Origin of the sequence: Arenimonas fontis (assembly GCF_008386465.1) — a bacterium.
GTDB classification, from domain to species: Bacteria; Pseudomonadota; Gammaproteobacteria; order Xanthomonadales; family Xanthomonadaceae; genus Arenimonas; species Arenimonas fontis.
The window spans coordinates 195080-218439 of sequence record NZ_VUOD01000005.1 but is presented as its reverse complement, the minus strand read 5'-3'; the positions used below and the strand labels follow the sequence as shown (position 1 = coordinate 218439).

Annotated in this window: 21 protein-coding genes; 14 read left to right on the top strand and 7 right to left on the bottom strand. The window is 68.5% G+C overall.

Going from position 1 to position 23360, the window contains the following annotated elements; all coding sequences use genetic code 11:
• Window positions 1-130: 130 nt before the first annotated feature.
• From F0415_RS08630 to F0415_RS08620, 3 genes are read right to left on the bottom strand one after another with little or no spacing between them, the layout of a single operon-like run.
• Window positions 131-1378 carry a heme biosynthesis protein HemY gene (locus tag F0415_RS08630; protein WP_149860808.1) on the bottom strand — a complete coding sequence of 416 codons (1248 nt, stop codon included), beginning with the start codon at window positions 1376-1378 and terminating at the stop codon, window positions 131-133.
• On the bottom strand, window positions 1375-2385 hold the full coding sequence (locus tag F0415_RS08625) for a uroporphyrinogen-III C-methyltransferase (protein WP_149860807.1): 1011 nt from the start codon (window positions 2383-2385) through the stop codon (window positions 1375-1377). The genes F0415_RS08630 and F0415_RS08625 overlap by 4 nt, the downstream gene beginning before the upstream one ends.
• A gap of 33 nt (window positions 2386-2418) precedes the next feature.
• The gene (locus tag F0415_RS08620) at window positions 2419-3198 is read right to left on the bottom strand and encodes a uroporphyrinogen-III synthase (protein ID WP_149860806.1); all 780 of its coding nucleotides are present in this window, start codon (window positions 3196-3198) and stop codon (window positions 2419-2421) included.
• A gap of 38 nt (window positions 3199-3236) precedes the next feature.
• Here F0415_RS08620 and F0415_RS08615 point away from each other — a divergent pair, with 38 nt between their 5' ends.
• The 5 genes from F0415_RS08615 (at window position 3237) to F0415_RS08595 (ending at window position 6348) form a co-directional block, all read left to right on the top strand.
• Entirely contained in the window at window positions 3237-3686 is a 450-nt protein-coding gene (locus tag F0415_RS08615; protein WP_149860805.1) for a YiiD C-terminal domain-containing protein, read from the top strand.
• 150 nt (window positions 3687-3836) lie between these two features.
• Window positions 3837-4259 (top strand): hypothetical protein, encoded by a 423-nt coding sequence (locus tag F0415_RS08610; protein ID WP_149860804.1) that lies wholly within the window; start codon window positions 3837-3839, stop codon window positions 4257-4259.
• Window positions 4260-4322: 63 nt separating this feature from the next.
• Window positions 4323-4754, top strand: coding sequence for a rhodanese-like domain-containing protein (locus tag F0415_RS08605; protein ID WP_149860803.1), 432 nt, complete (start codon window positions 4323-4325; stop codon window positions 4752-4754).
• Window positions 4755-4812: 58 nt separating this feature from the next.
• Window positions 4813-5310 (top strand): protein-export chaperone SecB, encoded by a 498-nt coding sequence (secB, locus tag F0415_RS08600; RefSeq protein WP_149860802.1) that lies wholly within the window; start codon window positions 4813-4815, stop codon window positions 5308-5310.
• 12 nt (window positions 5311-5322) lie between these two features.
• Complete coding sequence (locus F0415_RS08595) at window positions 5323-6348, top strand: NAD(P)H-dependent glycerol-3-phosphate dehydrogenase (protein WP_149860801.1); 1026 nt, start codon at window positions 5323-5325, stop codon at window positions 6346-6348.
• 138 nt (window positions 6349-6486) lie between these two features.
• On the opposite strand, the gene F0415_RS08590 is transcribed toward F0415_RS08595, so the two are convergent.
• The 3 genes from F0415_RS08590 to F0415_RS08580 form a co-directional block, all read right to left on the bottom strand.
• Entirely contained in the window at window positions 6487-7035 is a 549-nt protein-coding gene (locus F0415_RS08590) for a porin (protein WP_149860800.1), read from the bottom strand.
• 110 nt (window positions 7036-7145) lie between these two features.
• Window positions 7146-7619, bottom strand: coding sequence for a tRNA (cytidine(34)-2'-O)-methyltransferase (locus F0415_RS08585; RefSeq protein ID WP_149860799.1), 474 nt, complete (start codon window positions 7617-7619; stop codon window positions 7146-7148).
• A gap of 109 nt (window positions 7620-7728) precedes the next feature.
• Window positions 7729-7953: a hypothetical protein gene (locus tag F0415_RS08580; RefSeq protein ID WP_149860798.1), complete on the bottom strand. Its 225-nt coding sequence runs from the start codon at window positions 7951-7953 to the stop codon at window positions 7729-7731.
• Window positions 7954-8213: 260 nt separating this feature from the next.
• Between F0415_RS08580 and F0415_RS08575 the strand changes: the two genes are divergently transcribed.
• The 6 genes from F0415_RS08575 to F0415_RS08550 all read left to right on the top strand — a co-directional run bounded on the left by F0415_RS08575 (window position 8214) and on the right by F0415_RS08550 (window position 18666).
• Entirely contained in the window at window positions 8214-11084 is a 2871-nt protein-coding gene (locus tag F0415_RS08575) for a M16 family metallopeptidase (protein ID WP_149860797.1), read from the top strand.
• 79 nt (window positions 11085-11163) lie between these two features.
• Window positions 11164-11562, top strand: a complete 399-nt coding sequence (locus tag F0415_RS08570; protein ID WP_149860796.1) for a DUF4156 domain-containing protein — start codon at window positions 11164-11166, stop codon at window positions 11560-11562.
• Window positions 11563-11662: 100 nt separating this feature from the next.
• Window positions 11663-12679, top strand: coding sequence for a 3-oxoacyl-ACP synthase III (locus F0415_RS08565; protein WP_149860795.1), 1017 nt, complete (start codon window positions 11663-11665; stop codon window positions 12677-12679).
• 273 nt (window positions 12680-12952) lie between these two features.
• Entirely contained in the window at window positions 12953-14113 is a 1161-nt protein-coding gene (locus tag F0415_RS08560) for a Fic family protein (RefSeq protein WP_149860794.1), read from the top strand.
• A 54-nt stretch (window positions 14114-14167) separates the two neighbouring features.
• Window positions 14168-16963: a class I SAM-dependent DNA methyltransferase gene (locus F0415_RS08555; RefSeq protein ID WP_149860793.1), complete on the top strand. Its 2796-nt coding sequence runs from the start codon at window positions 14168-14170 to the stop codon at window positions 16961-16963.
• A gap of 2 nt (window positions 16964-16965) precedes the next feature.
• A complete protein-coding gene (locus F0415_RS08550; protein ID WP_149860792.1) occupies window positions 16966-18666 on the top strand; it encodes a DUF262 domain-containing protein in 1701 nt (566 codons plus the stop codon).
• On the opposite strand, the gene F0415_RS08545 is transcribed toward F0415_RS08550, so the two are convergent.
• Complete coding sequence (locus tag F0415_RS08545; protein WP_149860791.1) at window positions 18663-19430, bottom strand: nuclease-related domain-containing protein; 768 nt, start codon at window positions 19428-19430, stop codon at window positions 18663-18665. The genes F0415_RS08550 and F0415_RS08545 overlap by 4 nt on opposite strands.
• Window positions 19431-19655: 225 nt before the next feature.
• Here F0415_RS08545 and F0415_RS08540 point away from each other — a divergent pair, with 225 nt between their 5' ends.
• From F0415_RS08540 to oleD, 3 genes are read left to right on the top strand one after another with little or no spacing between them, the layout of a single operon-like run.
• The gene (locus tag F0415_RS08540) at window positions 19656-20585 is read left to right on the top strand and encodes an alpha/beta fold hydrolase (protein ID WP_149860790.1); all 930 of its coding nucleotides are present in this window, start codon (window positions 19656-19658) and stop codon (window positions 20583-20585) included.
• Between the two features lie 32 nt (window positions 20586-20617).
• The gene (gene oleC, locus F0415_RS08535; RefSeq protein WP_149860789.1) at window positions 20618-22279 is read left to right on the top strand and encodes an olefin beta-lactone synthetase; all 1662 of its coding nucleotides are present in this window, start codon (window positions 20618-20620) and stop codon (window positions 22277-22279) included.
• Window positions 22276-23277 (top strand): 2-alkyl-3-oxoalkanoate reductase, encoded by a 1002-nt coding sequence (oleD, locus tag F0415_RS08530; protein ID WP_149860788.1) that lies wholly within the window; start codon window positions 22276-22278, stop codon window positions 23275-23277. The genes oleC and oleD overlap by 4 nt, the downstream gene beginning before the upstream one ends.
• The last annotated feature ends 83 nt before the right edge of the window (window positions 23278-23360 follow it).

Below are 23360 nucleotides of genomic sequence, written 5' to 3'. Positions count from 1 at the left end.
CGGCCTGTTCCGACCCTTTGTTCTGACCCTAGGGTCAGATCAAAGGGTCAGATCAAAGGGTCAGATCAAAGGGTCAGATCAAAGGGTCAGATCAAAGGGTCAGATCAAAGGGTCAGATCAAAGGGTCAGATCAGCGGGGAAGCAGGGGGAGGCCGTGTTCGTTGCGGAGTTCGGCGACGGCCTGGTCGGCGATCTGTTCCCGCAGGCTGCGGCCATCCAGGGTCAAGGGCGTCTCGCCGCGGCCGGCGCGCAGCGCGTTGGCGTAAGCGATGGCGGCGCGCGGGTCGTTGTGGTGGGCGAACACGTGGCCCAGCAGCTCCCAGGCCTCGGCGCCGGCGCCCTGGGCGAGGGCACGGTGCAGGTGGTCCTCGGCGCGGGCCCACTGGCCCTGCTCCATGTACAGGCGGGCCAGGCCGCACAGCAGGCCGGGACTGTCCGGATGCTGCGCCAGCCAGGCTTCGGCGCGCGCCAACCGCTTGGCGCCGTCGCCGCGGCCGCCGGGCAGTTCGCCGTAAAGGGCGGCCAGGCCTTCGTCCCAGCGGGTGTCCAGCGCCGCGGCCAGGGCCTCGGCGCCTTCCTCTTCCAGGCCAAGCCGGGCCGCGCGCCGGGCGAAGGCGGCGACCACCTCGGCTTCGTTCGCCAGCTTCGGGGGCACGGCGCGCCAGCGCTGCATCAGGGTGTTCGACTGCGGCGCTTGGCCTAGCGAGGCGGCCGTGTAACGCAGTTCCGCTTCGGCCAGGGCGGCGTGACCAAGGGCCTGTTCCCGGCGCAGGGCCGGCAGCAGGGCCAGGGCTTCGTCGGCGCGGCCGGCGGCGACCAGGGCCTCGGCCTGCAGGCGCAGGCCGCGCGGTGGCAGCGCGGGACAGCTCGCCAGTGCCGCCAGCGCTTCGTCCGCGCGCCCCTGGGCCAGCAGCCGTTCGGCCTGGTCGAGCGCCGCGGCGCCGGGATCGTGCTTGAGCAGCGCGGCCTGGTGGCGGGCGGCAGCCTCCATGTCGCCGGCTTCGGCGGCGGCGCGACGCGCGCCCAGCAGGGCCAGGCCGCGTTCCGGACGCTCGGCGGCTGCGCGTTCGAGCAGGCTGGCGGCGCGCGCCCAGCGTCCCTGGTGCAGGGCTTCCAGGCCATTGACCAGGCGGTTGCGGGCCTGCGCCCGCGCATGCCGGCGCCAGGCCCGGATCGGCAAGCGCACCAGCCACCACAAGGCCCACAGCAGGAACCACAGCAGCAGCCAGGCCGTCAGCGCGAAGGCCAGGGTGGTGCTGTAGGTGAAGCCGCGGAAGCGCACCACCACGTCGCCCAGGTCCTGCGAGAACCAATGCCAGGCCAGCGCGCCCAGCAGGGCCAGAACCAGCCCCAGCAGAAGGCTGCGGTAGAGCTTCATGGGTCGCTCCTGCCTCGACGCAGGTCGCGCAGCTGCCGCAGGGCGACGCCGCGGGCCGGCAGGTCGGGCATCAGGTTCAGGCGGCCGAGCCGGGCCAGCCGTTCGCGCTCGGCGCGCAGGGCCTCGTCCTCGGCGTAGAGCCGCAGCAGCCACTGCTCCACCCGCTGCAGCGCGGCGCGAAAGGCGGTTTCGTCGCGGCGTTCAAGGGCGGTACGGGCCAGAGCCAGCTCCAGGCCGAGCGCGGCTTCGCCGGCAGCGCGGTCGTCGGGGGAAATCAGGTCCTGGGCGTGGCTGGGCCGGACCTGGATCACGGCGTCGGCCAGGCGACGCCAGGTCGAAGTGTCGGCGGGGGTGTCGGCATCGGCCCCCGGGGCGCGGCTGGCCAGGCCGGGCAGGGCCGCCTGCAGGGCGTCCAGTTCGCCGGCGGCGCGGCTGCGGGGGTCGTCGGGCAGGGCCTGCAGCGCGGCCAGCTCGCGGGCCACGGTCTGGCGCAGGTTGAGGTACTCGGGCGAGGTCAGCGGGGCCAGGGCCTGCTGGGCCAGGGCGGTGGCGCGGATGGCGCCCTCGAGATCGCCGGCCACGGCCAGGCGCGACTGGGCCAGGCTCAGCAGCAGCTCCGCCTCGTCCAGGCGAAGGCTTTCCGTGCCCTCGCTGGCCTGGGCGCCGAGTTCACGCAGGCTGTCCTCCAGGATGGCGGCGCGTTCGCCCACCGCCAGCACCTCGTCGCGCAGCAGCCCGGCCCGCGCCTGGGCATCGGCGACCCGTTGTTCCAGGCCCTGCTGGGTGCGACGCAGGCTGGCGACCGCCTGCTCGACCTCGAGCAGGCGCGCGTCCAGCGCTTCCGGACTCAGATCGGGGCCGGCGTTGGCCGGCGCGCGGGAAGACCACCATCGCCAGCCGCCGGCCATGATCGCGGCCAGCACCAGCAGCACCAGCAACCATCCCAGCGCGCCGAAACGGTGCCTGGGACGCGGCGTATCGGAAGTCTCGTCGAGCACGGAATTCATGGCCCGGTGGGCGATGAGGAAGGCGAAGACATCCTACCGGAAGCGTCCCGCGCCCACATCGGCTGCCAGCGCCCGCAGCATCTGCGTCGGCATTGCCCCATCGGCCATCACGAGGCGCCGGAAGCCCGATGCCGCGAGGTAAGCGGCCAGGCGCGGACTGCTGGCGACGGCCGGCCGTCGCTGCAGCGTCTCCTTCACCGGCGCCTCCAGCCGCGACCAGAATCCGTCGAAGGCTTCCCGACTGCTCACCAGCAGGGCGGAGCTCTCCGGCAGGGCCGCGAGAGCCGCCAGCCGGTCGGCGCGCGGTCGCACCGGCACGCGCTGGTAGACCTCGGCACGGTGCACCAGGAAGCCTCGCCGGCCCAGTTCTTCGGCGATCAGGCCGCGTCCGCCAGGCGCCGTCACCACCCCGACATCGCGGCCGCCGCCGGCTTCCAGTCCCGGCAGGGCCAGCAGGGTTTCCGATTCGCCGCGCCCCGCAGGCGCCAGCACACCGGTGACGCCCGCGCGCAGCAGGGCTGCCGCGGTACCGCGACCCACCGCGTACCATCGCTGCCCCGGCGCCGGCTGCAGCGGTTGCCGGGCGCGGGCGAAACGCACCGCCGCCGGACTGGTGAACACCACCGCCGGGCAGGCCAGGGCCGCGGCCAGCGACGGCCCGGGATCGAGCGCGCGCAGGGCCAGCGTGGACACCGGCAAGGTGCGCGCCCCCAGTGCCGAGGCGGCACGGCGCACCGGCGCGTGCCCGCCCGAAGGGCGCAGGGAGATGACGTACCATCCGGCCAGTGGGCCATCTTCGCGCTGAGCGTGCATGGCCCCAGCTTGGCACAGCCCACCGCATAAAGCAGTGCATGGACCCGATCGAAACCCTCAACGCCCACTACCGGGCGATGCCGCCGGTGGCCGCGATGCAGGCGCGCGCGGTGCGCCTGGAAGACGGCGTGCTGCACCTGCACGCGCCCCTGGCCGCCAACGTCAACGACAAGGGCTGCGCCTTCGGCGGCAGCCTGGCCGGGCTGATGACCCTGGCCGGCTGGGGCCTGCTCAGCCTGGAACTGGCCCGGGCCGGTTACCCGCACGCCGAGGTCTACGTCGCCGACAGCCAGCTGCGCTACCTCAAGCCGCTGTATGCCGACCTGGCCGCCGAGGCCTGGCTGGCGCCGGAGAGCGACCTGGCGGCCTTCCTGCGAGCCTTCGCCGAACGCGGCCGGGCCCGGGCCATGCTGCAGGCGTGCGTGCGCGGGCCGGATGGCGCCACCGTGGCCGAGCTGAGCGGCCGCTTCGCCGCCTTCCGCCTCTGAACCCCCATCCATCCCTGCCGGCATCAGCGAACGCCGGGGTCAGATCAAAGGGTCAGATCAAAGGGTCAGATCAAAGGGTCAGATCAAAGGGTCAGATCAAAGGGTCAGATCAAAGGGTCAGAACACGGCTGGGGTGTGCATAATGCGGGCATGAACACGCCTGCCCGAGTCCTTGCCGTCCTCTTCGCCGCCGCGCTGTGTGCCCTGCTCGCCGCCTGCGGCGGCGCCACCAAGCGCAGCCCGCTGGAGCAGACCCTCTACCACTACACCAGCGCCATCCGCTGGAGCGAGTTCGACAAGGCCCTGGCCTTCGTGGATCCGCAGGTGCTGGAACGTGACCGGCCCGGCGAGCTGGACATGGAGCGTTACAAGCAGTACCAGGTGTCCGGCTACGAGGTGCGCAGCAAGAACACGCCGGAGGAAGGCGTCTACGAGCAGGTCGTGCTGATCCGCCTGGTCAACCGCCATACCCAGACCGAACGCGTGGTCACCGATCGCCAGCGCTGGCGTTGGGACGGCGAGGCCAAGCGCTGGTGGCTGGTCAGCGGCCTGCCCGACATCCGCCAGCGTTGAGCGGGCTTTGCCCGGGGCCCCGGGCGGCCGATAATGCCGCCCCCGCCCGCCGGACCCCGCACGATGGACCGCCTGACCAGCTTTGCCCAAGACAACCTTTTCCTCGTCCTGATCTTCGCCGGCCTGACCGTGGCCCTGGTGGTCACCGAGGTGCGCCGGCTGTTCCGCGGCTTCAAGGGCGTCAGCCCGGTGCAGCTGACCGAACTCATCAACCGCGAGAACGCCCTGGTGCTGGACCTGCGCGGCCAGGCAGAGTTCGAGAAGGGGCACATCCTCGGCAGCAAGCACCTGCTGCCCAGCCAGGTGGACCCGGAGTCCAGGCTGCTGGCCAAATCCAGGGAGGCGCCGGTGGTGCTGGTGTGCAACATGGGCGTGACCGCCGGCGGGGTGGCCGAAAAGCTGGTCAAGGCCGGTTTCAAGCGGGTGGCCGTGCTCGAAGGCGGCATCAACGCCTGGACCGGCGCCGGCCTGCCGCTGGCCAAGGGTCGGGCCTGAACCGGCCGGACATGCGATAATCCCGCCCTTTCCCACGCATTCACCCGGAGTTGCCGACATGGCCGAGCAGAACAATGGCGCCGCCGCCGAGCAGGCGCAGTTCATCATCCAGAGGATCTACGTGAAGGACGTGTCCTTCGAGGTGCCCGGCGCGCCGCAGGTCTTCAGCGAAGCCGGCCAGCCGCAACTGGACCTCAACCTCAATCAGAAGGTGGCGCGCGTCGCCGACGGCCTGTTCGAGGTGGTGTTGGGCGTCACCCTGACCTGCAAAGTGGGCGAGAAGACCATCTACCTGGCCGAAGTGGCCCAGGCCGGCCTGTTCCAGTTGTCCGGCTTCGACGATCGCACCCTGGACATGATGCTGGGCACCTACTGCCCGAACGTGCTGTTCCCCTATGCCCGCCAGCAGGTGGGCGAGCTGGTGGCCGCGGGCGGTTTCCCGCCCTTCTATCTGCAGCCGATCAATTTCGAGGCGCTGTACGCCGAGGGTCTGCGTCGCCGCGCCGCCCAGGCCCAGCAGGGCGACGGCGTGCCCGCCGAGGGCGGTCAGGCCTGATCCCGGCCGCCGATGGCTTCGGCAGATAAACCGGCGGTCGCCGTCCTGGGGAGCGGTTCCTGGGGCACGGCGCTGGCGGCGCTGATCGCCCGCAATGGCCACACCACCATCCTGTGGGGCCGCGACCGCGGCCAGGTGGAGGCGGTGGCGCAGCGGCACGAGAACCCGCGCTACCTGCCAGGCACGCCGCTGCCGGAATCCCTGGCGGCGACTCCCGATCTGGCCGAGGCCGTGGCCGAGGCCGACTTGGTGCTGGTGGTCACGCCCAGCCACGCCTTCACCGAAACCCTGCGCGCGCTGGCCCCGCACCGGCGCGCCGATGCCGGCCTGGCCTGGGCTACCAAGGGCTTCGAGCCCGGCTCGGGCCGCTTCCTGCATGAAGTCGCTGCCGATCTGATGGGGCCGGACGTGCCGCTGGCGGTGGTCACCGGCCCGTCTTTCGCCAGGGAAGTGGCCCTGGGGCTGCCGACCGCGGTGACCGTCCATTCCGACGACGAGGACTTCGCCCAGACGGTGGCCAACGTGCTGCATGGCCCGACCTTCCGCGCCTACACCGGCAACGACGTGCAGGGCGCCGAACTGGGCGGTGCCATGAAAAATGTGCTGGCCGTGGCCACCGGCGTGGCCGACGGCATGCAGCTGGGCCTGAACGCGCGCGCCGGCCTGATCACCCGCGGCCTGAACGAGATGCTGCGCCTGAACCTGGCTCTGGGCGGTCGGGTCGAAACCCTGATGGGCCTGGCCGGGCTGGGTGACCTGGTCTTGACCTGTACCGGCGACCTCTCCCGCAATCGCCGGCTGGGCCTGGCCCTGGGCCGGGGTCAGTCGCTGCGCGAGGCGGTGGCCGAGATCGGCCAGGTGGTCGAGTCGGTGCAGACCGCCGACGAGGTGATGCGCCTGGCCGAACGGCTCGGCATCGAACTGCCGATCTCCGCCCTGGTGCGCGAAGTCCTGCACGAGCGCATCACCCCGGTGGAAGGCCTGCGCATGCTGTTGGCCCGGGAACAGAAGCCGGAGTTCCCGCCGGGGTTGTTCTGAGTTTTCGCCGCGGATTCACCTGCAAGAGACAGGAACGACTCGTAAAGCCCTGTCCTTGTCCATCCGCGGCAAGGCACAAAGAAGAAGCCCGGCCTGGCCGGGCTTCTTCCTTACGGCAGTTGCGACTGATCGTGGCGATCAGAAGCTGGCGCGCAGGCCGACCAGGTAGGTTTCGGCATTGTCGGCGAACTCGACCTCGCCGGTGATGCCCCAGGTCTTGTTGAACTTGTACTGGGCGCCGATGGTCCCGGTGAAGTCGCTGTCGATGTCGTCGCCGTCCACATAGTTGGCCTTGATCAGGCCCTCGAAGTTCTCGGTGAACGAGCCGCGCAGGCCGACCGACGCGCGGTAGCCGTCGGCGCTGCCGGCGCCATCCACGTCCACGTTCTGCCAGGCGGCCTCGCCGATCAGGTCGAGATTGTCGGTCAGGCCGTGCGCATAACCGAAGCCGAGCTCGCTGGCGTCGATGTCCGTGCTGCCAACGTCGGTCTCCAGCCAGGAGTAGGCGCCGAAACCGTAGAAGCCGGAGTTACCGAACTCGAACGAGCCGCGCACGCCGAAACCGTCGGCATCGTTGTCGATGTTGATGTAGCCGCCCTCGACGTAGGTGTAGCTCAGCTTGTCGTCGGCCTGGGCTGCCAGCGGCAGCAGGGCAGCCAGGGACAGGGCAATCAGGGAACGCTTCATGTCGGTGATTCCTTATCTTGTGGGGGTTGCCCGTGAGGGGCGTCGCCGAGTATCGGAATCGCGCCGTAACCAAGGATTAACGGAATGCGGGTTTTCGCCTCACCCTGCCATCAGTCACACGCATCCGCGCCGGGGTATCCCAGCTGCCGCCAGGCTTCGAACACCGCCACCGCCACCGCGTTGGACAGGTTCAGGCTGCGCTGACCCGGCCGCATCGGCAGGCGAAGCCGCCGATCCGCCGGAAATCCTTCCAGCACGTCGGCGGGCAGACCGCGGGTTTCGCAACCGAACAACAGTGCGTCGCCCTCGCGGAATGCCACGCGGTCGAAGCGCCTGGACGAACGCGCGCTGAACGCGAACACGCGGGCGGTGCCGATCGCGGCCAGGCAATCGCCCAGTGAAGGATGGACCTGCAGGCGGGCCCATTCGTGGTAGTCGAGGCCAGCGCGGCGCAGTTTCGCGTCCTCGAGCTCGAAACCCAGCGGCTCCACCAGGTGCAGGCGGGCACCGGTGTTGGCGCACAGGCGGATGACGTTGCCGGTATTCGGCGGAATCTCGGGCTGGTGCAGGATGACGTGCAGCATTCCCGCATTATCGCCTCCGGCCGCTCCCGCCCCGGCCGGCCGCGGAAGAGAAACGGGAGCGACGGGCGGCGTACCGCCCTGGGCTTGCTCCCGCCGGGGCCGGGAGGGATCAGCCGGCGCAGTCCGCCGGCGGCAATACGAGATGGCCGGGAACGCGGGCCAGGCCGAGCAGGCCGGGCGCCGGTACGTCGCATTCGCCGGCCAGGCGGGCGGCCAGCCCGCGCTGGATCCGTTCGCCGAGTTCGGGCGGTTCGGCAGCGATGGCGGCGACCAGGGCCAATGCCACCAGGGGAAGGGCGAACAGGCCGCGGCGCAGGGGGTTGCGGAGGTTCATGGCCGGCTCCTTCGACAGGTCCATGCCGCCATGGATGCAGAACCCATGCCAATGGTTGCAGCCTTTCCCGATCAATGGTTTGGCGGCGTCCGGCTGTCCGTTTCCGGGCGCCGGACAAGGCGGCGGACAGCCGGCGGGCGATTTTCCTCGGCCGCGCATGGCCTTCGGCCTAGTGTCCGGTCGGACCGGGACGGCTAGGATTGCCGGTTCCGGGAAACCGGCTCACCCAGACCGATACGAAAAATCCACGAGGAGTGCTGATGTCCGTCGAACGCCGTCCGCGCATGCGCGCGCTCGCCCTGGCCGCTGGCCTGGCCCTCGCCAGCCTGGCGCCTTTCCATGCCCCCGATGCGCTGGCGCGCCAGTCGGCGAAAGCCGGACTGGTGGCGGACATCCCCTACGAACAGTTCACCCTGCCCAACGGCCTGCGGGTGATCGTGCACACCGACCGCAAGGCGCCGATCGTGGCGGTGAACATCTGGTACCACGTCGGTTCCAAGAACGAGCTGCCCGGCCGCACCGGCTTCGCCCACCTGTTCGAGCACCTGATGTTCCAGGGCAGCGAGAACTACCAGGGCGAGTTCTTCGAGCCCTTCGAGCTGGTCGGCGCCACCGACCAGAACGGCACCACCAACTCCGACCGCACCAACTACTTCCAGAACGTGCCGACCACCGCCCTGGACATGGCGCTGTGGATGGAATCCGACCGCATGGGCCATTTCCTCGGCGCGGTGACCCAGGAGCTGCTGGACGAACAGCGCGGCGTCGTCCAGAACGAGAAGCGCCAGGGTGAGAACCAGCCCTACGGCCAGGTCTACGAGCGTCTGCTCAAGGCCAGCTATCCGGAAGGCCATCCCTACCGCTGGACCACCATCGGCTCGATGGCCGATCTCAATGCCGCCACCCTCGAGGACGTGCGGCGCTGGTTCAGGACCTGGTACGGCCCGAACAATGCCGTGCTGGTGCTGGCCGGCGACATAGACGTCGAGACGGCGAAGGAAAAGGTGACCAGGTATTTCGGCGACATCCCGGCCGGTCCGACCATGGCCCAGCCGAAGGTGGATCCGGCGCCGCGCACCGAGTCCACCCGCGAGGAGATGACCGACAACGTGCCGCAGGCGCGCGTCTACCGCGTCTGGAACACCGCCGAGTACGGCCACGCCGACGTCGAACGCCTGCAGCTGCTGTCGCGGGTGCTGGGCGGTTCGCGCAGCTCGCGCCTGGACAAGCGCCTGGTGCACGAGGATAAGCTGGCCGACAACGTCGTCGCCGGTTCCTGGCCGAACCTGCTGGGTGGCTTCTTCTACATCCAGGTGGACGTGAAGCAGGGCGTCGAGCCCGCCAGGGTCGAGCAGGCCCTGGACGAAGAACTGGCGAAACTGCTGCAGGACGGCCCGACCAGGGCCGAGCTGGAGCAGGCCCGCACTGCCATCGAGGCCGGGGTGATCCGTGGCATCGAACGCATCGGCGGTTTCGGCGGCAAGGCCGACACCCTGGCCGAATGCGCCGTCTACACCGGTGATCCTGGTTGTTTCCGCGAACAGCTGCGCAATCTCGCCCGTGCCTCGGTGCGCGACGTGCGCGAGGCCGGCCGGCGCTGGCTGAGCCGTGGCGACCACACCCTGGTGGTGCTGCCCGGCGAGCGCGTGGCCACCGTCGAGGAGCCGGCCGCCGAGCATCCGCCCATGGCCGAGGTGCCGCCCGCCGACCCGAAGTACCGTACCGTCGAGACCGACGTGGACCGCAGCCAGGGCGTGCCGCGGACCAGCGAGTTCCCCGAGCTGAGCTTTCCGGCCCTGGAACGCGCCGAGCTTTCCAACGGCATCAAGGTGGTGCTGGCCGAGCGCCACGGCGTGCCGGTGGTGCAGATGAGCCTGCTGATGAAGGGCGGCTACATCACCGACCAGGGCGGCAAGCTGGGCACCGCCAGCTTCAGCATGGGCATGCTGGACGAAGGCGCCGGCGAATACGACGCGCTGACCTTCGCCGATGCCGCCGACCGCCTGGGCATGCAGTGGGGCACCGGCGCCAGCCTGGACGACGCCAGCGTCTACGTTTCGGCCCTGAAGAAGAACCTCGAGCCCTCGGTCGAGCTGCTGGCCACCATGCTGACCCAGCCGCGCTTCGACGATAAGGACATCGAGCGCGTCCGCCAGAGCTGGATCGCCGGCATCAAGCAGGAGAAGGCCCGCCCGAACGCCGCGGCGCTGCGCGTGCTGCCGCCGCTGCTGTACGGCCAGGACCACCCCTACGGCATCCCGTTCTCGGGCACCGGCAACGAGGAATCCATCGCCTCGCTGACCCGCGATGACCTGCTGAACTACCACCGCACCTGGGTGCGCCCGGAAGGCGCCACCCTGGTGGTCGTCGGCGACACCACCCTGGAGGAGATCGTGCCGGTGCTGGAGAAGCACCTGGGCCAGTGGAAGGTCGGGACCGAGGCCCCGGACACCGTCGAGGTGCCGGCAGTGCCGCTGCCGGAGAAGCCGCGCGTGTTCCTGGTGGACCAGCCGGGCGCCATCCAGGCCAACATCTTCGTCGGCCAGCTGGTGCCCTCGACCATGGACCCGAAGGCGGTGGAGTTCGAGATCGCCAACGCGGTGCTGGGCGGCGAGTTCAGCTCGCGCCTGAACATGAACCTGCGCGAGGACAAGCACTGGGCCTACGGCAGCTACAGCTTCGTGCAGGCGGCCAAGGGCCAGCGCCCCTGGCTGGCCTTCGCGCCGGTACAGATCGACCGGACCGCCGACGCCCTGGCCGAGCTGCGGCGCGAAATCGGCGACTACGCCACCGGCAAGGCGCCGGCGCGGCCCGAGGAAGTGGCCAAGGTGCAGGCCAGCGAGATCCGCAGCCTGCCTGGCAGCTACGAGACCGCCAACGCCGTGCTCTCGGCGATCTCCGGCATCGTCCGCTACCAGCGCCCCGACGACTACGTCCTGCAGCGCAAGGCCAGGGTCGAGTCGCTGACCCCGGAGCAGGTGCAGGCTGCCGCCGCCACCATCAAGCCCGAGGCCCTGACCTGGGTGGTGGTGGGCGACCTCGGCAAGATCGAGGATGCCGTGCGCGGCCTTGGCCTGGGCGAGGTGCAGGTGATCGATGCCGACGGCAATCCGGTGGCCGGGGCGGATTGAAGCCACGCCTCATTGCCCGTTCAGCACGGCCGGGGCGACAATCCCGGCCGTGTTCCTTTCACTCCTGCGGAGTCTCCGGATGCGCGCGACGCGGTTTTTCCTTGCCTTCGGCCTGGGCGCCCTGCTGGGCGCCTGCACCTGGGTGAAGATGGCGCCCGGCGCCGAGAACGTGCGGGTGGTCCGCGCGGGCCAGGACATGTCGGCCTGCGAGCGCCGCGGCGAGATCGCGGTTTCGGTGAAGGACCGGCTGGGCCCCTACGAGCGCAACGACATCCGGGTACGCGACGAACTCGAGGTGCTGGCCCGCAACGAGGCCCCGGGTCTGGGCGCCGACACGGTACAACCCAAGGCCGAACCCAGGGACGGGGAGCAGCGCTTCCTCGCCTTCCGCTGCGGCGCCGCCCGTCCCGGCCAGGCCCCGGCCCGGGCGGCCGCGCAGGCCGCGGGCGAGGCCGAAACCTTCCCCATCGAGGACTGAGACGGCCCTCACGCGGCGCGGCCGCCGCACGGCGGCCAAAGTTGAGCCGCGGGGGCGAACCGGGTAACGTGCACAGGTTTTCCCCTACGGCGACCCTGCCATGCTGTTCCAACACGTCTCCATCGCCGGCCTGGCCCATGTCGACGCCCCGCGCCGACTGAGCTCCGACGAGATCAACGCCCGCCTCAAGCCGACCATGGAACGGCTAGGCATCCGCACGGACGTCCTGCAGGACATCGCCGGCATCTACGCCCGCCGGCTCTGGGACGACGGCGTGCAGGCCTCCGACGCCGCCACCCTGGCCGCCGAAAAGGCCCTGGCCGACTCCGGCGTGGCCCGCGAGAAGATCGGCCTGCTGGTCAACACCTCGGTCAGCCGCGATTTTCTGGAACCGTCCACGGCTTCCATCGTCGCCGGCAATCTTGGCCTGGGCGAGAACTGCCAGAACTTCGACGTCGCCAACGCCTGCCTGGCCTTCCTGAACGGCATGGACATCGCCAGCCGCATGATCGAGCGCGGCGAGATCGAATACGCCCTGGTGGTGGATGGCGAAACCGCCAACCTGGCCTACGAGAAAACCCTGGAGCGCATGACCGCGCCGGGCGTCACCGAGGAGCAATTCCGTCAGGAGCTGGCCACCCTGACCCTGGGCTGCGGCGCTGCCGCCATGGTGCTCTCGCGCAGCGAGCTGACGCCGGACGCGCCGCGTTACAAGGGCGGCGTCACCCGCGCCGCCACCCAGTGGAACACCCTGTGCCGCGGCAACCTCGACCGCATGGTCACCGACACCCGGATGCTGCTGATCGAGGGCCTGAAGCTGGCCCAGGCCACCTTCGCGGCGGCCCGCCAGGCCCTGGGCTGGGTGGTGGACGAGCTGGACGAGTTCGTCATCCACCAGGTCAGCCAGGTGCACACCCAGGCCTTCATCAAGGCCTTCGGCATCGACCCGCAGAAGGTCATGACCATCTTCCACGAGCACGGCAACATCGGCCCGGCTTCGGTGCCGATCGTGCTGAGCAAGCTCAAGGAAATGGGCCGCCTGAAGAAGGGCAAGCGCGTCGCCCTGCTCGGCATCGGCTCCGGCCTGAACTGCTCCATGGCCGAGGTCGAGTGGTAAACCAGCTCCCCTTCTCCCCTTGCGGGAGAGGGCGGGGGAGAGGGGAAAGGCCGCCGCAGGGCGGCCTTTCTGCTTTTCGGCCCCGCGTTCGCCTTGGCGGCCCCGCCAAGCCCCTTTCTGGCCCCACCAAAGTCCTTTCGAAGGCCCTCCGATGCCCCTTCGAAGGCGACATCTCAGGAGACACAAGATTACTACAGTATCTCCTAACATATTGATTTACATGCATATATAGGGTTGTTGCATTTGGACATTTCTGGGCACATCCTAAGCGCCATGACCGCCCTGGACCTGCGCCTGGAGACCGACCGGTTCGGCCCCTTCACCTTCCGATTGGGGCTGGACCCGGGTGCCCTCGCCCTGCCCCTGGCCCGGGTGGAGGATGCCTGGAAGATGTTCAGCGCCTCGCCCCTGGCTCAGGTGGCCAACCAGTTGCAGCGCGAGGTGCTGGTGCAGTCGGTGTTCGGCACCAACACCATCGAGGGCGCCACGCTTACCGAAGAGGAGACGAGGCGTGCCCTGGATGCGGACCCCGGCAAGGTGCAGGCGGAGCAGGAGGTCCGGGTCCGCAACATCAAGGCAGCCTACGACCTGGCGGTCAGGTCCGCCGAGACGGATGGATGGCGCTTGGATGTGGATTACATCCGGGCCGTGCACGCGGAAATCTGCCGGGATTTGCCGCACCCGGACAACCGCCCCGGCCTGTTCCGCGACAACCCGAAGGAGCGGCCCACCGTCGTGGGCGACCAGGACCATGGCGGCATCTACAGGCCACCGCAGTACCGGCGCGACATCGACCGGCTGATGGACGGCCTGGTCGATTGGCACCAAGGCCTGATGGACGCCGGCATCTCGCCCCTGCTGCGGGCGCCGCTGGTGCACCTGTACTTCGAGCTGATCCACCCGTTCTGGGACGGCAACGGCCGCGTGGGGCGAGTGCTCGAGGCGACGCTGCTGCGCCAGGCCGGCTACCGCTACGCACCCTTTGCCCTGGCCAAGTTCTACCAGGAGCAGATCCACCGCTACTTCGCGCTGTTCAATCACTGCCGCAAGGCAGCAGGCCGGGATGAGCCGTTCCCCAATCAGGACTTCGTGACCTTCACCCTGGAAGGCCTGCGCGTGGTGATCGAGCGGCTGCATGGCCGTGTGAACGAGCTGGTGACCGTGCTTCTGTTCGACGCGGTGCTACGGCGAGAGCTGGAGACGGGGAAGATCAATCCGCGCCAGTACGCCATCGTCCGGCATCTGATGGACAGCGGCCGCGCCCTGTCGCCGGCGGAACTGCGGCTGGAGCCCTGGTACCAGACCATGTACGCCCACCTGACCGAAAAGACCCGGCAGCGGGATCTGCGTGGGCTGCTGGACACGGGCTTCCTGGGCCCAGGTGCCGACGGGCGCCTAAGGCCGGGCTTTGTCGGCAACCGTCGCGCCGGCTGAGACAGGGGTCGGTATGCTCAGCCAATCCTTCCACCGCCAAACCGGACAGCCGCCGTGCCGCTGAGCTGGAACGAGATCAAGGATCGGGCCCTGCGCTTCTCGCAGGAATGGGCCGATGTGGCCTCGGAGGATGCCGAGGCCAAGACCTTCTGGGACCAGTTCTTCGACATCTTCGGCGTCAGCCGCAAGCGCGTCGCCAGCTTCGAGAAGCGGGTCAAGAAGATTGATGGCAAGGATGGCTACATTGACCTGCTCTGGAAGGGTGTGCTGCTGGTCGAGCACAAGTCCCGCGGCAAGGACCTGGACCGCGCCCACGCCCAGGCCCGCGACTACTTCCACGGCCTGAGCGACGCCGAGCTGCCACGCTACCTGCTGGTGTCCGATTTCGCCCGTTTCCGCCTGTACGACCTGGAAGGCGAGGAAGCGCCGCTCGAATTTCCGCTCGAGGAACTGTACAAGCACGTCCACGGCTTCGGCTTCATCGCCGGCTACCAGACCCACCGCTTCAAGGAAGAGGATCCGGTGAACGTGCAGGCCGCCGAGCGCATGGGTCGCCTGCACGATGCCCTGCGCGAGGCCGGTTACGAGGGCCACGCCCTGGAAGTGTTCCTGGTGCGGCTGCTGTTCTGCCTGTTTGCCGATGACACCGGCATCTTCGGCGAACGCCAGTACTTCCACGAGCTGATCCGCACCCGCACCTCGCCGGACGGCTCCGACCTGGGCATGTGGCTGGCGCAGATCTTCCAGACCCTCAACACGCCGGAAGAAAAGCGCCAGAAAACCCTGGACGAGCAGTTGGCCGCGCTGCCTTACGTCAATGGCCGCCTGTTCGAGGAGATCCTGCCGCTGGCCGCCTTCAACGCGAAGATGCGGCAGATGCTGCTGGATGCCTCCGCCCTGGACTGGAGCCGGATCAGCCCGGCCATCTTCGGCTCCATGTTCCAGTCGGTAATGGACGAAAAGGCGCGCCGCAACCTCGGCGCGCACTACACCAGCGAGAAGAACATCCTCAAGCTGATCGGCCCGCTGTTCCTGGACGAGCTGAAAGCCGAGCTGGAAAAGGCCGGCAACAATGACGGCAAGCTCAAGGCCCTGCACCTGCGCCTGGCCAACCTGCGCCTCCTCGACCCGGCCTGCGGCTGCGGCAACTTCCTTGTCATCGCCTACCGCGAGCTGCGCCTGCTGGAGCTGGAGATCCTCAAGCGCCTGTACTCCACCCAGGCCAGCGTGCTGACCAAGGTCTCCGAGCACGTGGCCGTGGACGTGGACCAGTTCTACGGCATCGAGATCGAGGAGTTCCCGGCCCAGATCGCCCAGGTGGCGCTGTGGCTGATGGACCACCAGATGAACCAGCGGGTGGCCGAGCAGTTCGGCGAGTACTTCGCCCGCCTGCCGCTGACCAAGAGCCCGACCATCGTCCACGGCAATGCCCTGCGCCTGGACTGGGACAAGGTGGTGCCGGCCGACAAGCTCGACTACATCCTCGGCAACCCGCCCTTCGTCGGCGCCAAGCTGATGAGTCCCGAGCAACGCCAGGACCTGCTGGGCGTGGCAGGAGACCTCAAGGGCGCCGGCCTGCTGGACCTGGTGGCCGCCTGGTACCTGAAGGCGGCGGACTACATGCAGGGAACCGGCATCCGCTGCGCCTTCGTATCCACCAACTCCATCGCCCAGGGCGAACAGGTTGGGGTGTTGTGGAAATCCCTTCTTGGGAAGGGAATACACATTCACTTCGCACATCGCACCTTCCAGTGGACCAATGAAGCAAGGGGTATTGCCGCAGTCCACTGCGTAATCATCGGATTTGGAACCGGAGCCGCAAGCGGGATTCGCTTGTTTGAGTATGAGAGTCCAAGAGGTGATGCCCTTGAGCGGTGGGTTTCGCGCCTGAACCCCTATCTTGTTGACGCAGACGACATTCTGCTTCCCAACAGAACGGCACCCATCTGCAATGTTCCCATCATGAAGTTCGGCAATCAGCCGATAGATGGTGGCAACCTGGTGCTGATGGAGGATGAGCGGGAGAAGATTGTTTCGGAGTGCCCGGCTGCGAGCAGTTGGATAAGGCCTTTCCTGGGAGCCGATGAATACATCAACGGCGGTATGCGCTACTGTCTTTGGCTGAAGGGAGCAGAGCCATCTTCGCTAAAGGGGTGCAAGCCGGTGCTAGATCGGGTGAATGCTGTCCAGGCGTTCCGCCTGTCGAGCAAGCGGCAGGCAACCAGGGAACTGGCAGATCGGCCCGCCGAGTTCGCATTCGTCTCCCATGAGGAGTGCGACTACGTTGTTGTCCCGAGCGTTTCGTCGGAGAGGCGGAAGTACATCCCCATGGGATTCCTGCCGAAGGACGTCATCGCGAGCAATCTCTGCCTGATAATTCCAGGGGCTTCGAAGTACGAGTTGGGCGTGCTCGTGTCGGAGATGCACATGGCCTGGGTCCGCCAGGTCTGCGGCCGTCTTGAGAGCCGGTACCGCTACTCCGCCGGTATCGTCTACAACAACTTCCCCTGGCCGGAGATCATCGAGGAGAAGTACCGGGCCGACATCGAGCAGGCCGCCCAGGGCGTGCTGGATGCCCGCGCCGCCTTCCCGAACAGCACCCTGGCCGACCTCTACGACCCGCTGACGATGCCGCCCGCCCTGCTCAAGGCGCACAAGGCCCTGGACAAGGCCGTGGACACGGCCTACATCGCCGCCGAGAAGGCAGCAGGCCGCAAGCCGCCGAAGCTGGGCACCGATGCCGAGCGGGTCGCCTTCCTGTTCGAACGCTACCAGGCCTTGACCAGCCTGCTGTCAGCCGCGAAGAAGCCTGCCCGCCGGAAGCGGGCTGCCAAAGCCGAGGAGTACTGAGAATGGCGCGGGCCGAAGCCACCGTCGAAGAACTGGTCAGCATGATCGAGCACGGCAAGCTGCGGCTGCCGGAGATGCAGCGGCGCTATGTCTGGCGTGCACCGCGGGTGCGCGACCTGCTGGACTCCCTTTATCGCGGCTATCCTTCCGGCGCCATCCTGCTGTGGGAGTCTTCAGAGGATGTTCCGCTACAGGAGTTCTCGGTGGGGCAGAAGGCCAACCCCTTCCAGTCCACCCTCCTGCTCCTGGATGGGCAGCAGCGGCTGACGTCGCTGTCGGCAGTGATCCGCGGCGAGCCGGTGAAGGTGCGGGGAAGGCAACGCCCCATCGACATCCTCTTCAATCTCGAGCATCCGGATGAGCTTTCGGTCGTCACCGAGGTGAACGAGGACGGCGACGACTTCGACGACGAGCTGGATGACGACGAAGATGGCGACTCCAGCGAAGACGAGTTGATGGCCAGGTTCAACCAGATGGCCTTCGTGGTGGCGACCAGGAAGCTGGAACAGCTGCCGCATTGGGTCAGGGTCACCGACGTGTTCAAGACCCAGAGCGACCGTGACTTCCTCAAGAAGGCCGGGGTAACCAGCCTGGACGACCCACGCGCCGAGAAGTACGCCAAGCGCCTGGCCAGGCTGCGGGCTATCCGTCGCTATGTCTACCGGATGGACGTGCTGGAAAGCAGCATGAGCTATGACGAGGTGACCGAGATCTTCGTCCGGGTCAACTCGCTGGGCGCCAAGCTGCGCAGCTCCGACCTGGCCCTGGCGCAGATCACGGCCATGTGGCGCAACTCGCTGGAGAAGTTCCAGGCGTTCCAGAAGCGCTGCGCGGACGACGACTTCGATCTCGACTTGGGCATCTTCCTCAAGGCCATGGTGGCCTTCGCCACCGGCCAGTCGCGTTTCAAGACCGTCGGCAGCATCTCTCTGGAGCGCTTGCAGGAAGGCTGGTCCCGCAGCTGCGAAGGTATGGAGTTCGCACTGAACTTCCTGCGCAGCAACGTCGGTATTCGCAGCCCGGTGCTGCTGTCCTCGCCCTTCATCCTTATCGTGCTGGCCTATTATGGCCACCAACGCAGCTACAAGCTGAAGGAAGAGGAGGCCGACCGGTTGCGCTACTGGACGCTGGTGGCGAACGCCAAGGGGCGCTTCTCCCGGGGCTCCAGTGAGTCCATCCTGGACCAGGACCTGGCATCCATCAGCCAGGGTGCAGGGGTGGCGGCACTGATTGACCGCTTGCGCCTGCAGTTCGGTCGCCTGGACATCACGCCGGAGGAGCTCGAAGGTCGCAACCAGCGCAGTGCGCTGTTCAAATCCATGTTCCTGGCCTTCCATGAGGCCGGAGCGGTGGACTGGCAGTCGCGACTGAAGATTGCGATTGACCACAAAGGTTCGCAGCACCGCCTGCAGTTCCACCACATCTTCCCGAAGAAGGTGCTGCGTGAAGCCGGGCTTCGGCCGCGCGAGATCAATGACATCGCCAACCTTGCCTTCGTTTCCGGCAAAACCAACCGCAAGATCAGCGACCGGGCGCCCGCCGAATACCTGCCCAAGTACATTGCCGATGCGGGCGAGGCGGTATTCACCGCCCAGGCCATCCCGACGGCACCTGAGCTGCTGGAGGTCTCGGCCTACCAGGATTTCCTGAAGACCCGTCGGGAAATGCTGGCGGTGAGGCTGAACGCCTTCTTCGGCAGCTAGGACGCGATCTGTCGCGTGTATCGGCACGCGGGGTAACCGGAACAGCCCAAGAAGCGCTGCCCGGCACGCATGCCCTTGCGCGCCGTCCTTTCGACCAGCGCTTTGCCGCAGCGGGGGCAGGCATCGCCATCTAAGCGCTCCCGCAGGCGGGCGACGTGCTGCTTCCGCGTTTCCCGGCCGGGTGCAAGGGCTGCAGCGTCCAGTCGCTGCAGGATATCCGGAACCTGTTGTGCGGACAGTACCGGCGTCGTGTGCGACTTGATGAAGCGCACCAGGCCCAGACCGTAGGTGACGTTGGGCGGCATCGGCGTCTTGAACTCGCTGCCGCCGACGAACACGACCACGGAGATCACCGCATTCTCCGGCAGCTCCAGCAACTCGCGCAGCACGGCGACATGCTTGAAACTCTGCCGCAGCGGGTTCTGGAAGCGGTGGCTGCGGCGATAGATCTTCTGCGTCCACCAGGCATCCCGTTCGCTGCCGAAGATCCAGCCCCGCATGTTTTTGGTCTCTACGACGAACACGCCGTAGGGCGAAACCACGACGTGGTCCACCTGTGTGCTTCCATCCTGAGTTGGCAGGGTGATGTCGTGGCACACCTGGTAAACGTCCGATGGCAGCGAAAGCCGCAGCGAAACCTCCACCAGCCGTTCGCCGAACCAGCCCTTGATCGCCGGTACCCGCAATAGCAGGATCAGCAGGGCGATCAGCCAGAGCCACCAGAACGACACCGCCACGGAAAGCACGGATTCGAGCACGGGCATGTGGAGCGAAAACTGTGATGGACTACAGGATCCAGGTCGGAGCTGACACGCCAAGTAAAGCTTGGCCTGGTGTGGCCGGGCAATCCGGGCGACGTGCGGGCAACCCCCTCTCTCCCGACTCCCTCTCCCGCAAGGGGTGAGGGGAAATGGCGCGAAACCCCGCTCCCCCAGCGGGAGCGGGGCAGGGGAGAGGGGAGGGCCCTAAGCCGGTACAATCCGGGCCCTATGAACGAAGCCGCCCTCACCGCCGAGCAGTCCCGCATCCTGGCCAAGGGGCCGTTCCCGGATTACCCCTTCCAGCCGAAGCACCTGGTGCACCCCAATGGCCTCGCCCAGAGCTATCTGGACGAGGGCGAGGGCGATCCCGTGCTGATGCTGCACGGCAATCCCTCCTGGTCCTACTACTGGCGGCACCTGGTGCTGGGCCTGCGCGACGGCTACCGCTGCATCGTGCCCGACCACATCGGCATGGGCCTGTCGGACAAGCCCAATGACGAGGCCTACCGCTACACCCTGCGCAGCCGCATCCAGGACCTGGACCGGCTGGTCGAGCACCTGGGCCTGGGTGACGACCTCACCCTGGCCGTGCACGACTGGGGCGGCATGATCGGCTTCGGCTGGGCGCTCAAGCACGCGCACCGCATCAAGCGCCTGATCATCCTCAACACCGCCGCCTTCCCGCTGCCGCCGGCCAAGCCCATGCCCTGGCAGCTGAAGCTGTGCCGCGATTTCGCCATCGGCGAGTGGGCGGTGCGTGGCTTCAACGCCTTTGCCGCCGGCGCGGCGAAGCAGGGCGTGGTGCGGCCGCTGGCGCCGGCAGTGCGCGATGCCCTGGTGGCGCCCTACGACAGCTGGGCCAACCGCCGCGCCGTCGCCCGCTTCGTGCAGGACATTCCGCTGGCGCCGGGCGACCTGGCCTGGGATCTGCTGGAAGAGGCGGCCAAGCGCCTGCCGTCCTTCGCCGACCGGCCGGCCTTCATCGGCTGGGGCCTGCGCGATTTCGTCTTCGACCACCACTTCCTCAAGGGCTTCGCCCAGGCGTTGCCCAAGGCCCAGCAGCAGGTCTACGAGGACGCCGGCCACTACGTGCTGGAAGACAAGCACGAGCACCTGGTGCCGCGCATCCGCGATTTCCTCGACCGCAACCTGATCTGAATGCGGCGTCGCCGCGCCGCCCGCAGTTCCCGATGAACCGCCCCTGCAACATCGCCGCCGTCCTGCCCGGGCTGGCCGCCGAGGCGCCCGAGCGCATCGCCATGCGCTGCCCGGGCAAGCGCGGCGCCGACGGTTTCGCCCGCTACGACCTGACGCTGAGTTACGGCGAACTCGACCGCCGCTCTGACGCGATCGCGGCCGGCCTCGCGTCGCTGGGCATCGTGCGCGGCACCCGCACCGTGGTGATGGTGCGGCCTTCGCCGGAGTTCTTCCTGCTGATGTTCGCCCTGTTCAAGGCCGGTGCCGTGCCGGTGCTGGTGGACCCGGGCATTGACAAGCGGGCGCTGAAGCAGTGTCTGGACGAGGCCGAGGCGCAGGCCTTCATCGGCATCCCGCTGGCGATGGCGGCGCGCGCGCTGCTGGGCTGGGCGCGCAGCGCGCGCATCCTGGTGACGGTCGGCCGCCGGCTGTTCTGGGGCGGCCACACCCTGGCCGCGGTCGAGGCCGCCGGTGCCGGGGCAGGTCCGCAGCTGGCCGATACCGCGCCGGACGACATGGCCGCCATCCTGTTCACCTCCGGCTCCACCGGCGTGCCCAAGGGCGTGGTGTACCGGCACCGGCATTTCGTCGCCCAGGTGGACATGCTGCGCCAGGCCTTCGACCTGCAGCCCGGCGGCGTGGACCTGCCGACCTTCCCGCCCTTCGCCCTGTTCGATCCGGCCCTGGGCCTGAGCTCGATCATTCCCGACATGGATCCGACCCGGCCGGCCCGGGCGGACCCGCGCAGGCTGCACCACGCGCTGCAGCGCTTCGGCGTGGACCAGCTGTTCGGCTCGCCGGCGCTGATGCGGGTGCTGGCCAACGATGGCCGGCCGCTGCCGGGCCTGCGCCGGGTCACCAGCGCCGGTGCGCCGGTGCCGGCCGACGTGGTGGCGCGCATGCGCGAGCTGCTGCCGGAGCAGGCGCAGTTCTGGACGCCATACGGCGCCACCGAATGCCTGCCCGTTGCCGTGATCGAGGCGCGCGAGCTGCAATCCACCCGCGCCGATACCGAGCACGGCGCCGGTACCTGCGTCGGCCGGCCGGTGCCGCCCAACGAGGTGCGCATCATCGGCATCAGCGACGATCCGATCGAAGACTGGTCGAAGGTGGTGGTGCTGGAGCCGGGCATGATCGGCGAGATCACCGTGGCCGGCCCCACCGCCACCGACACCTACTGGAACCGGCCGGAGGCCACCGCCCTGGCCAAGATCCGCGAGACCCTACCCGACGGCAGCGTCCGTATCGTGCACCGCATGGGCGACATCGGCCGCTTCGACGAGCAGGGGCGGCTATGGTTCTGCGGGCGCAAGTCGCAGCGCGTGCGCACCGCCGAGGGCACCCTGTTCACCGAGCAGGTCGAGCCGATCTTCAACCAGCATCCGCTGGTGCGGCGCACCGCCCTGGTCGGCGTAGGCGAGCCCGGCGAGCAGCGGCCAGTGCTCTGCGTGGAGATGTCGGGCGTGCTGGGCAAGGCGCAGCGTCGGCAGGTACTGGATGACCTGGCGCGCCTGGCCGAGGGTTTCGCCCACACGGCGCGCATCCGCGATTTCCTCGAGCATCCCGGCTTCCCGGTGGACATCCGCCACAACGCCAAGATCGGCCGCGAGCGGCTGGCGCGCTGGGCGGCGAAGAAGCTGCGGGTGCGGGCATGAAGGTGCTGGTGACCGGCGGCGCCGGTTTCCTGGGCCGGGCCCTGTGCCGGGCGCTGCTGGCCGAGGGACACGAGGTGACCAGCTTCCAGCGCAGCCATTCGCCGGAACTGGAGGCCATGGGCGTGCGGCAGATCCGCGGCGACCTGGCCGATGCCGCCGCCGTGCGCTCCGCCTGCGCCGGCCAGGACGCCGTGCTGCACAATGCCGCCAAGGCGGGCGCCTGGGGCGCTTACGCCGACTACTTCGCCGCCAATGTCACCGGCACCCGCAACGTGCTGGCGGCGATGCGCGCGCATGACATCAAGCGGCTGGTCTACACCTCCACGCCCAGCGTCACCCACAGCGGGCGCACGCCGGTGGAGGGAGGCAACGAGCTCGACACGCCGCTGGGCACGAAGTTCAAGGCGCCGTACCCGGCCACCAAGCTGATTGCCGAGAACGAGGTGCTGGCGGCCAACGGGCCGGAGCTGGCCACGGTGGCGTTGCGTCCGCGCCTGATCTGGGGCCCGGACGACAGCCAGCTGCTGCCGCGCCTGGTCGAGCGCGCCAGGGCTGGCCGGCTGCGTTTCATCGCCGGCGGCCACAACCTGATGGACACCACCTACGTGGACAATGCCGCCCGTGCCCACGTGCTGGCCCTGCAGGCGCTGACGCCGGGCGCGGCCTGCGCCGGCAAGGCCTATTTCATCTCGAACGGCGAACCGCGGCCGGTGCGCCGCATCGTCAACGACTTGCTGCAGGCCGCCGGCGTGCCGCCAGTCGAGGGCAGCATTCCCTACGGCCTGGCCTATGCAGCCGGTGCCGTGCTGGAAGCCGCCTGGACCGTGCTGCGCCTGCGCGGCGAGCCGCCCATGACCCGCTTCCTGGCCGAGCAGCTGAGCACGCCGCACTGGTACGACATTTCGGCCGCGGCGCGCGACTTCGGCTACCGTCCCACGGTCAGCATCGACGAGGGTCTCCAGCGCCTGGCCGACTGGTGGCGCACCACCCCCCGCTGACCTGCCCATCCCTCCACCCTGATCTGACCCTTTGTTCTGACCCTAGGGTCAGAACAAAGGGTCAGATCAGACCCGTAGAATGG

Coding starts and splice junctions, on each gene's coding strand:
- secB (WP_149860802.1), top strand. CDS start 4,813: ATGGCCGAGCAGAACAATGGCGCCGCCGCCGAGCAGGCGCAGTTCATC.
- F0415_RS08620 (WP_149860806.1), bottom strand. CDS start 3,198: ATGCACGCTCAGCGCGAAGATGGCCCACTGGCCGGATGGTACGTCATC.
- F0415_RS08580 (WP_149860798.1), bottom strand. CDS start 7,953: ATGAACCTCCGCAACCCCCTGCGCCGCGGCCTGTTCGCCCTTCCCCTG.
- F0415_RS08540 (WP_149860790.1), top strand. CDS start 19,656: ATGAACGAAGCCGCCCTCACCGCCGAGCAGTCCCGCATCCTGGCCAAG.
- F0415_RS08610 (WP_149860804.1), top strand. CDS start 3,837: ATGAACACGCCTGCCCGAGTCCTTGCCGTCCTCTTCGCCGCCGCGCTG.
- F0415_RS08575 (WP_149860797.1), top strand. CDS start 8,214: ATGTCCGTCGAACGCCGTCCGCGCATGCGCGCGCTCGCCCTGGCCGCT.
- oleD (WP_149860788.1), top strand. CDS start 22,276: ATGAAGGTGCTGGTGACCGGCGGCGCCGGTTTCCTGGGCCGGGCCCTG.
- F0415_RS08565 (WP_149860795.1), top strand. CDS start 11,663: ATGCTGTTCCAACACGTCTCCATCGCCGGCCTGGCCCATGTCGACGCC.
- F0415_RS08560 (WP_149860794.1), top strand. CDS start 12,953: ATGACCGCCCTGGACCTGCGCCTGGAGACCGACCGGTTCGGCCCCTTC.
- F0415_RS08570 (WP_149860796.1), top strand. CDS start 11,164: ATGCGCGCGACGCGGTTTTTCCTTGCCTTCGGCCTGGGCGCCCTGCTG.
- F0415_RS08605 (WP_149860803.1), top strand. CDS start 4,323: ATGGACCGCCTGACCAGCTTTGCCCAAGACAACCTTTTCCTCGTCCTG.
- F0415_RS08585 (WP_149860799.1), bottom strand. CDS start 7,619: ATGCTGCACGTCATCCTGCACCAGCCCGAGATTCCGCCGAATACCGGC.
- F0415_RS08625 (WP_149860807.1), bottom strand. CDS start 2,385: ATGAATTCCGTGCTCGACGAGACTTCCGATACGCCGCGTCCCAGGCAC.
- F0415_RS08550 (WP_149860792.1), top strand. CDS start 16,966: ATGGCGCGGGCCGAAGCCACCGTCGAAGAACTGGTCAGCATGATCGAG.
- oleC (WP_149860789.1), top strand. CDS start 20,618: ATGAACCGCCCCTGCAACATCGCCGCCGTCCTGCCCGGGCTGGCCGCC.
- F0415_RS08545 (WP_149860791.1), bottom strand. CDS start 19,430: ATGCCCGTGCTCGAATCCGTGCTTTCCGTGGCGGTGTCGTTCTGGTGG.
- F0415_RS08595 (WP_149860801.1), top strand. CDS start 5,323: ATGGCTTCGGCAGATAAACCGGCGGTCGCCGTCCTGGGGAGCGGTTCC.
- F0415_RS08630 (WP_149860808.1), bottom strand. CDS start 1,378: ATGAAGCTCTACCGCAGCCTTCTGCTGGGGCTGGTTCTGGCCCTGCTG.
- F0415_RS08615 (WP_149860805.1), top strand. CDS start 3,237: ATGGACCCGATCGAAACCCTCAACGCCCACTACCGGGCGATGCCGCCG.
- F0415_RS08590 (WP_149860800.1), bottom strand. CDS start 7,035: ATGAAGCGTTCCCTGATTGCCCTGTCCCTGGCTGCCCTGCTGCCGCTG.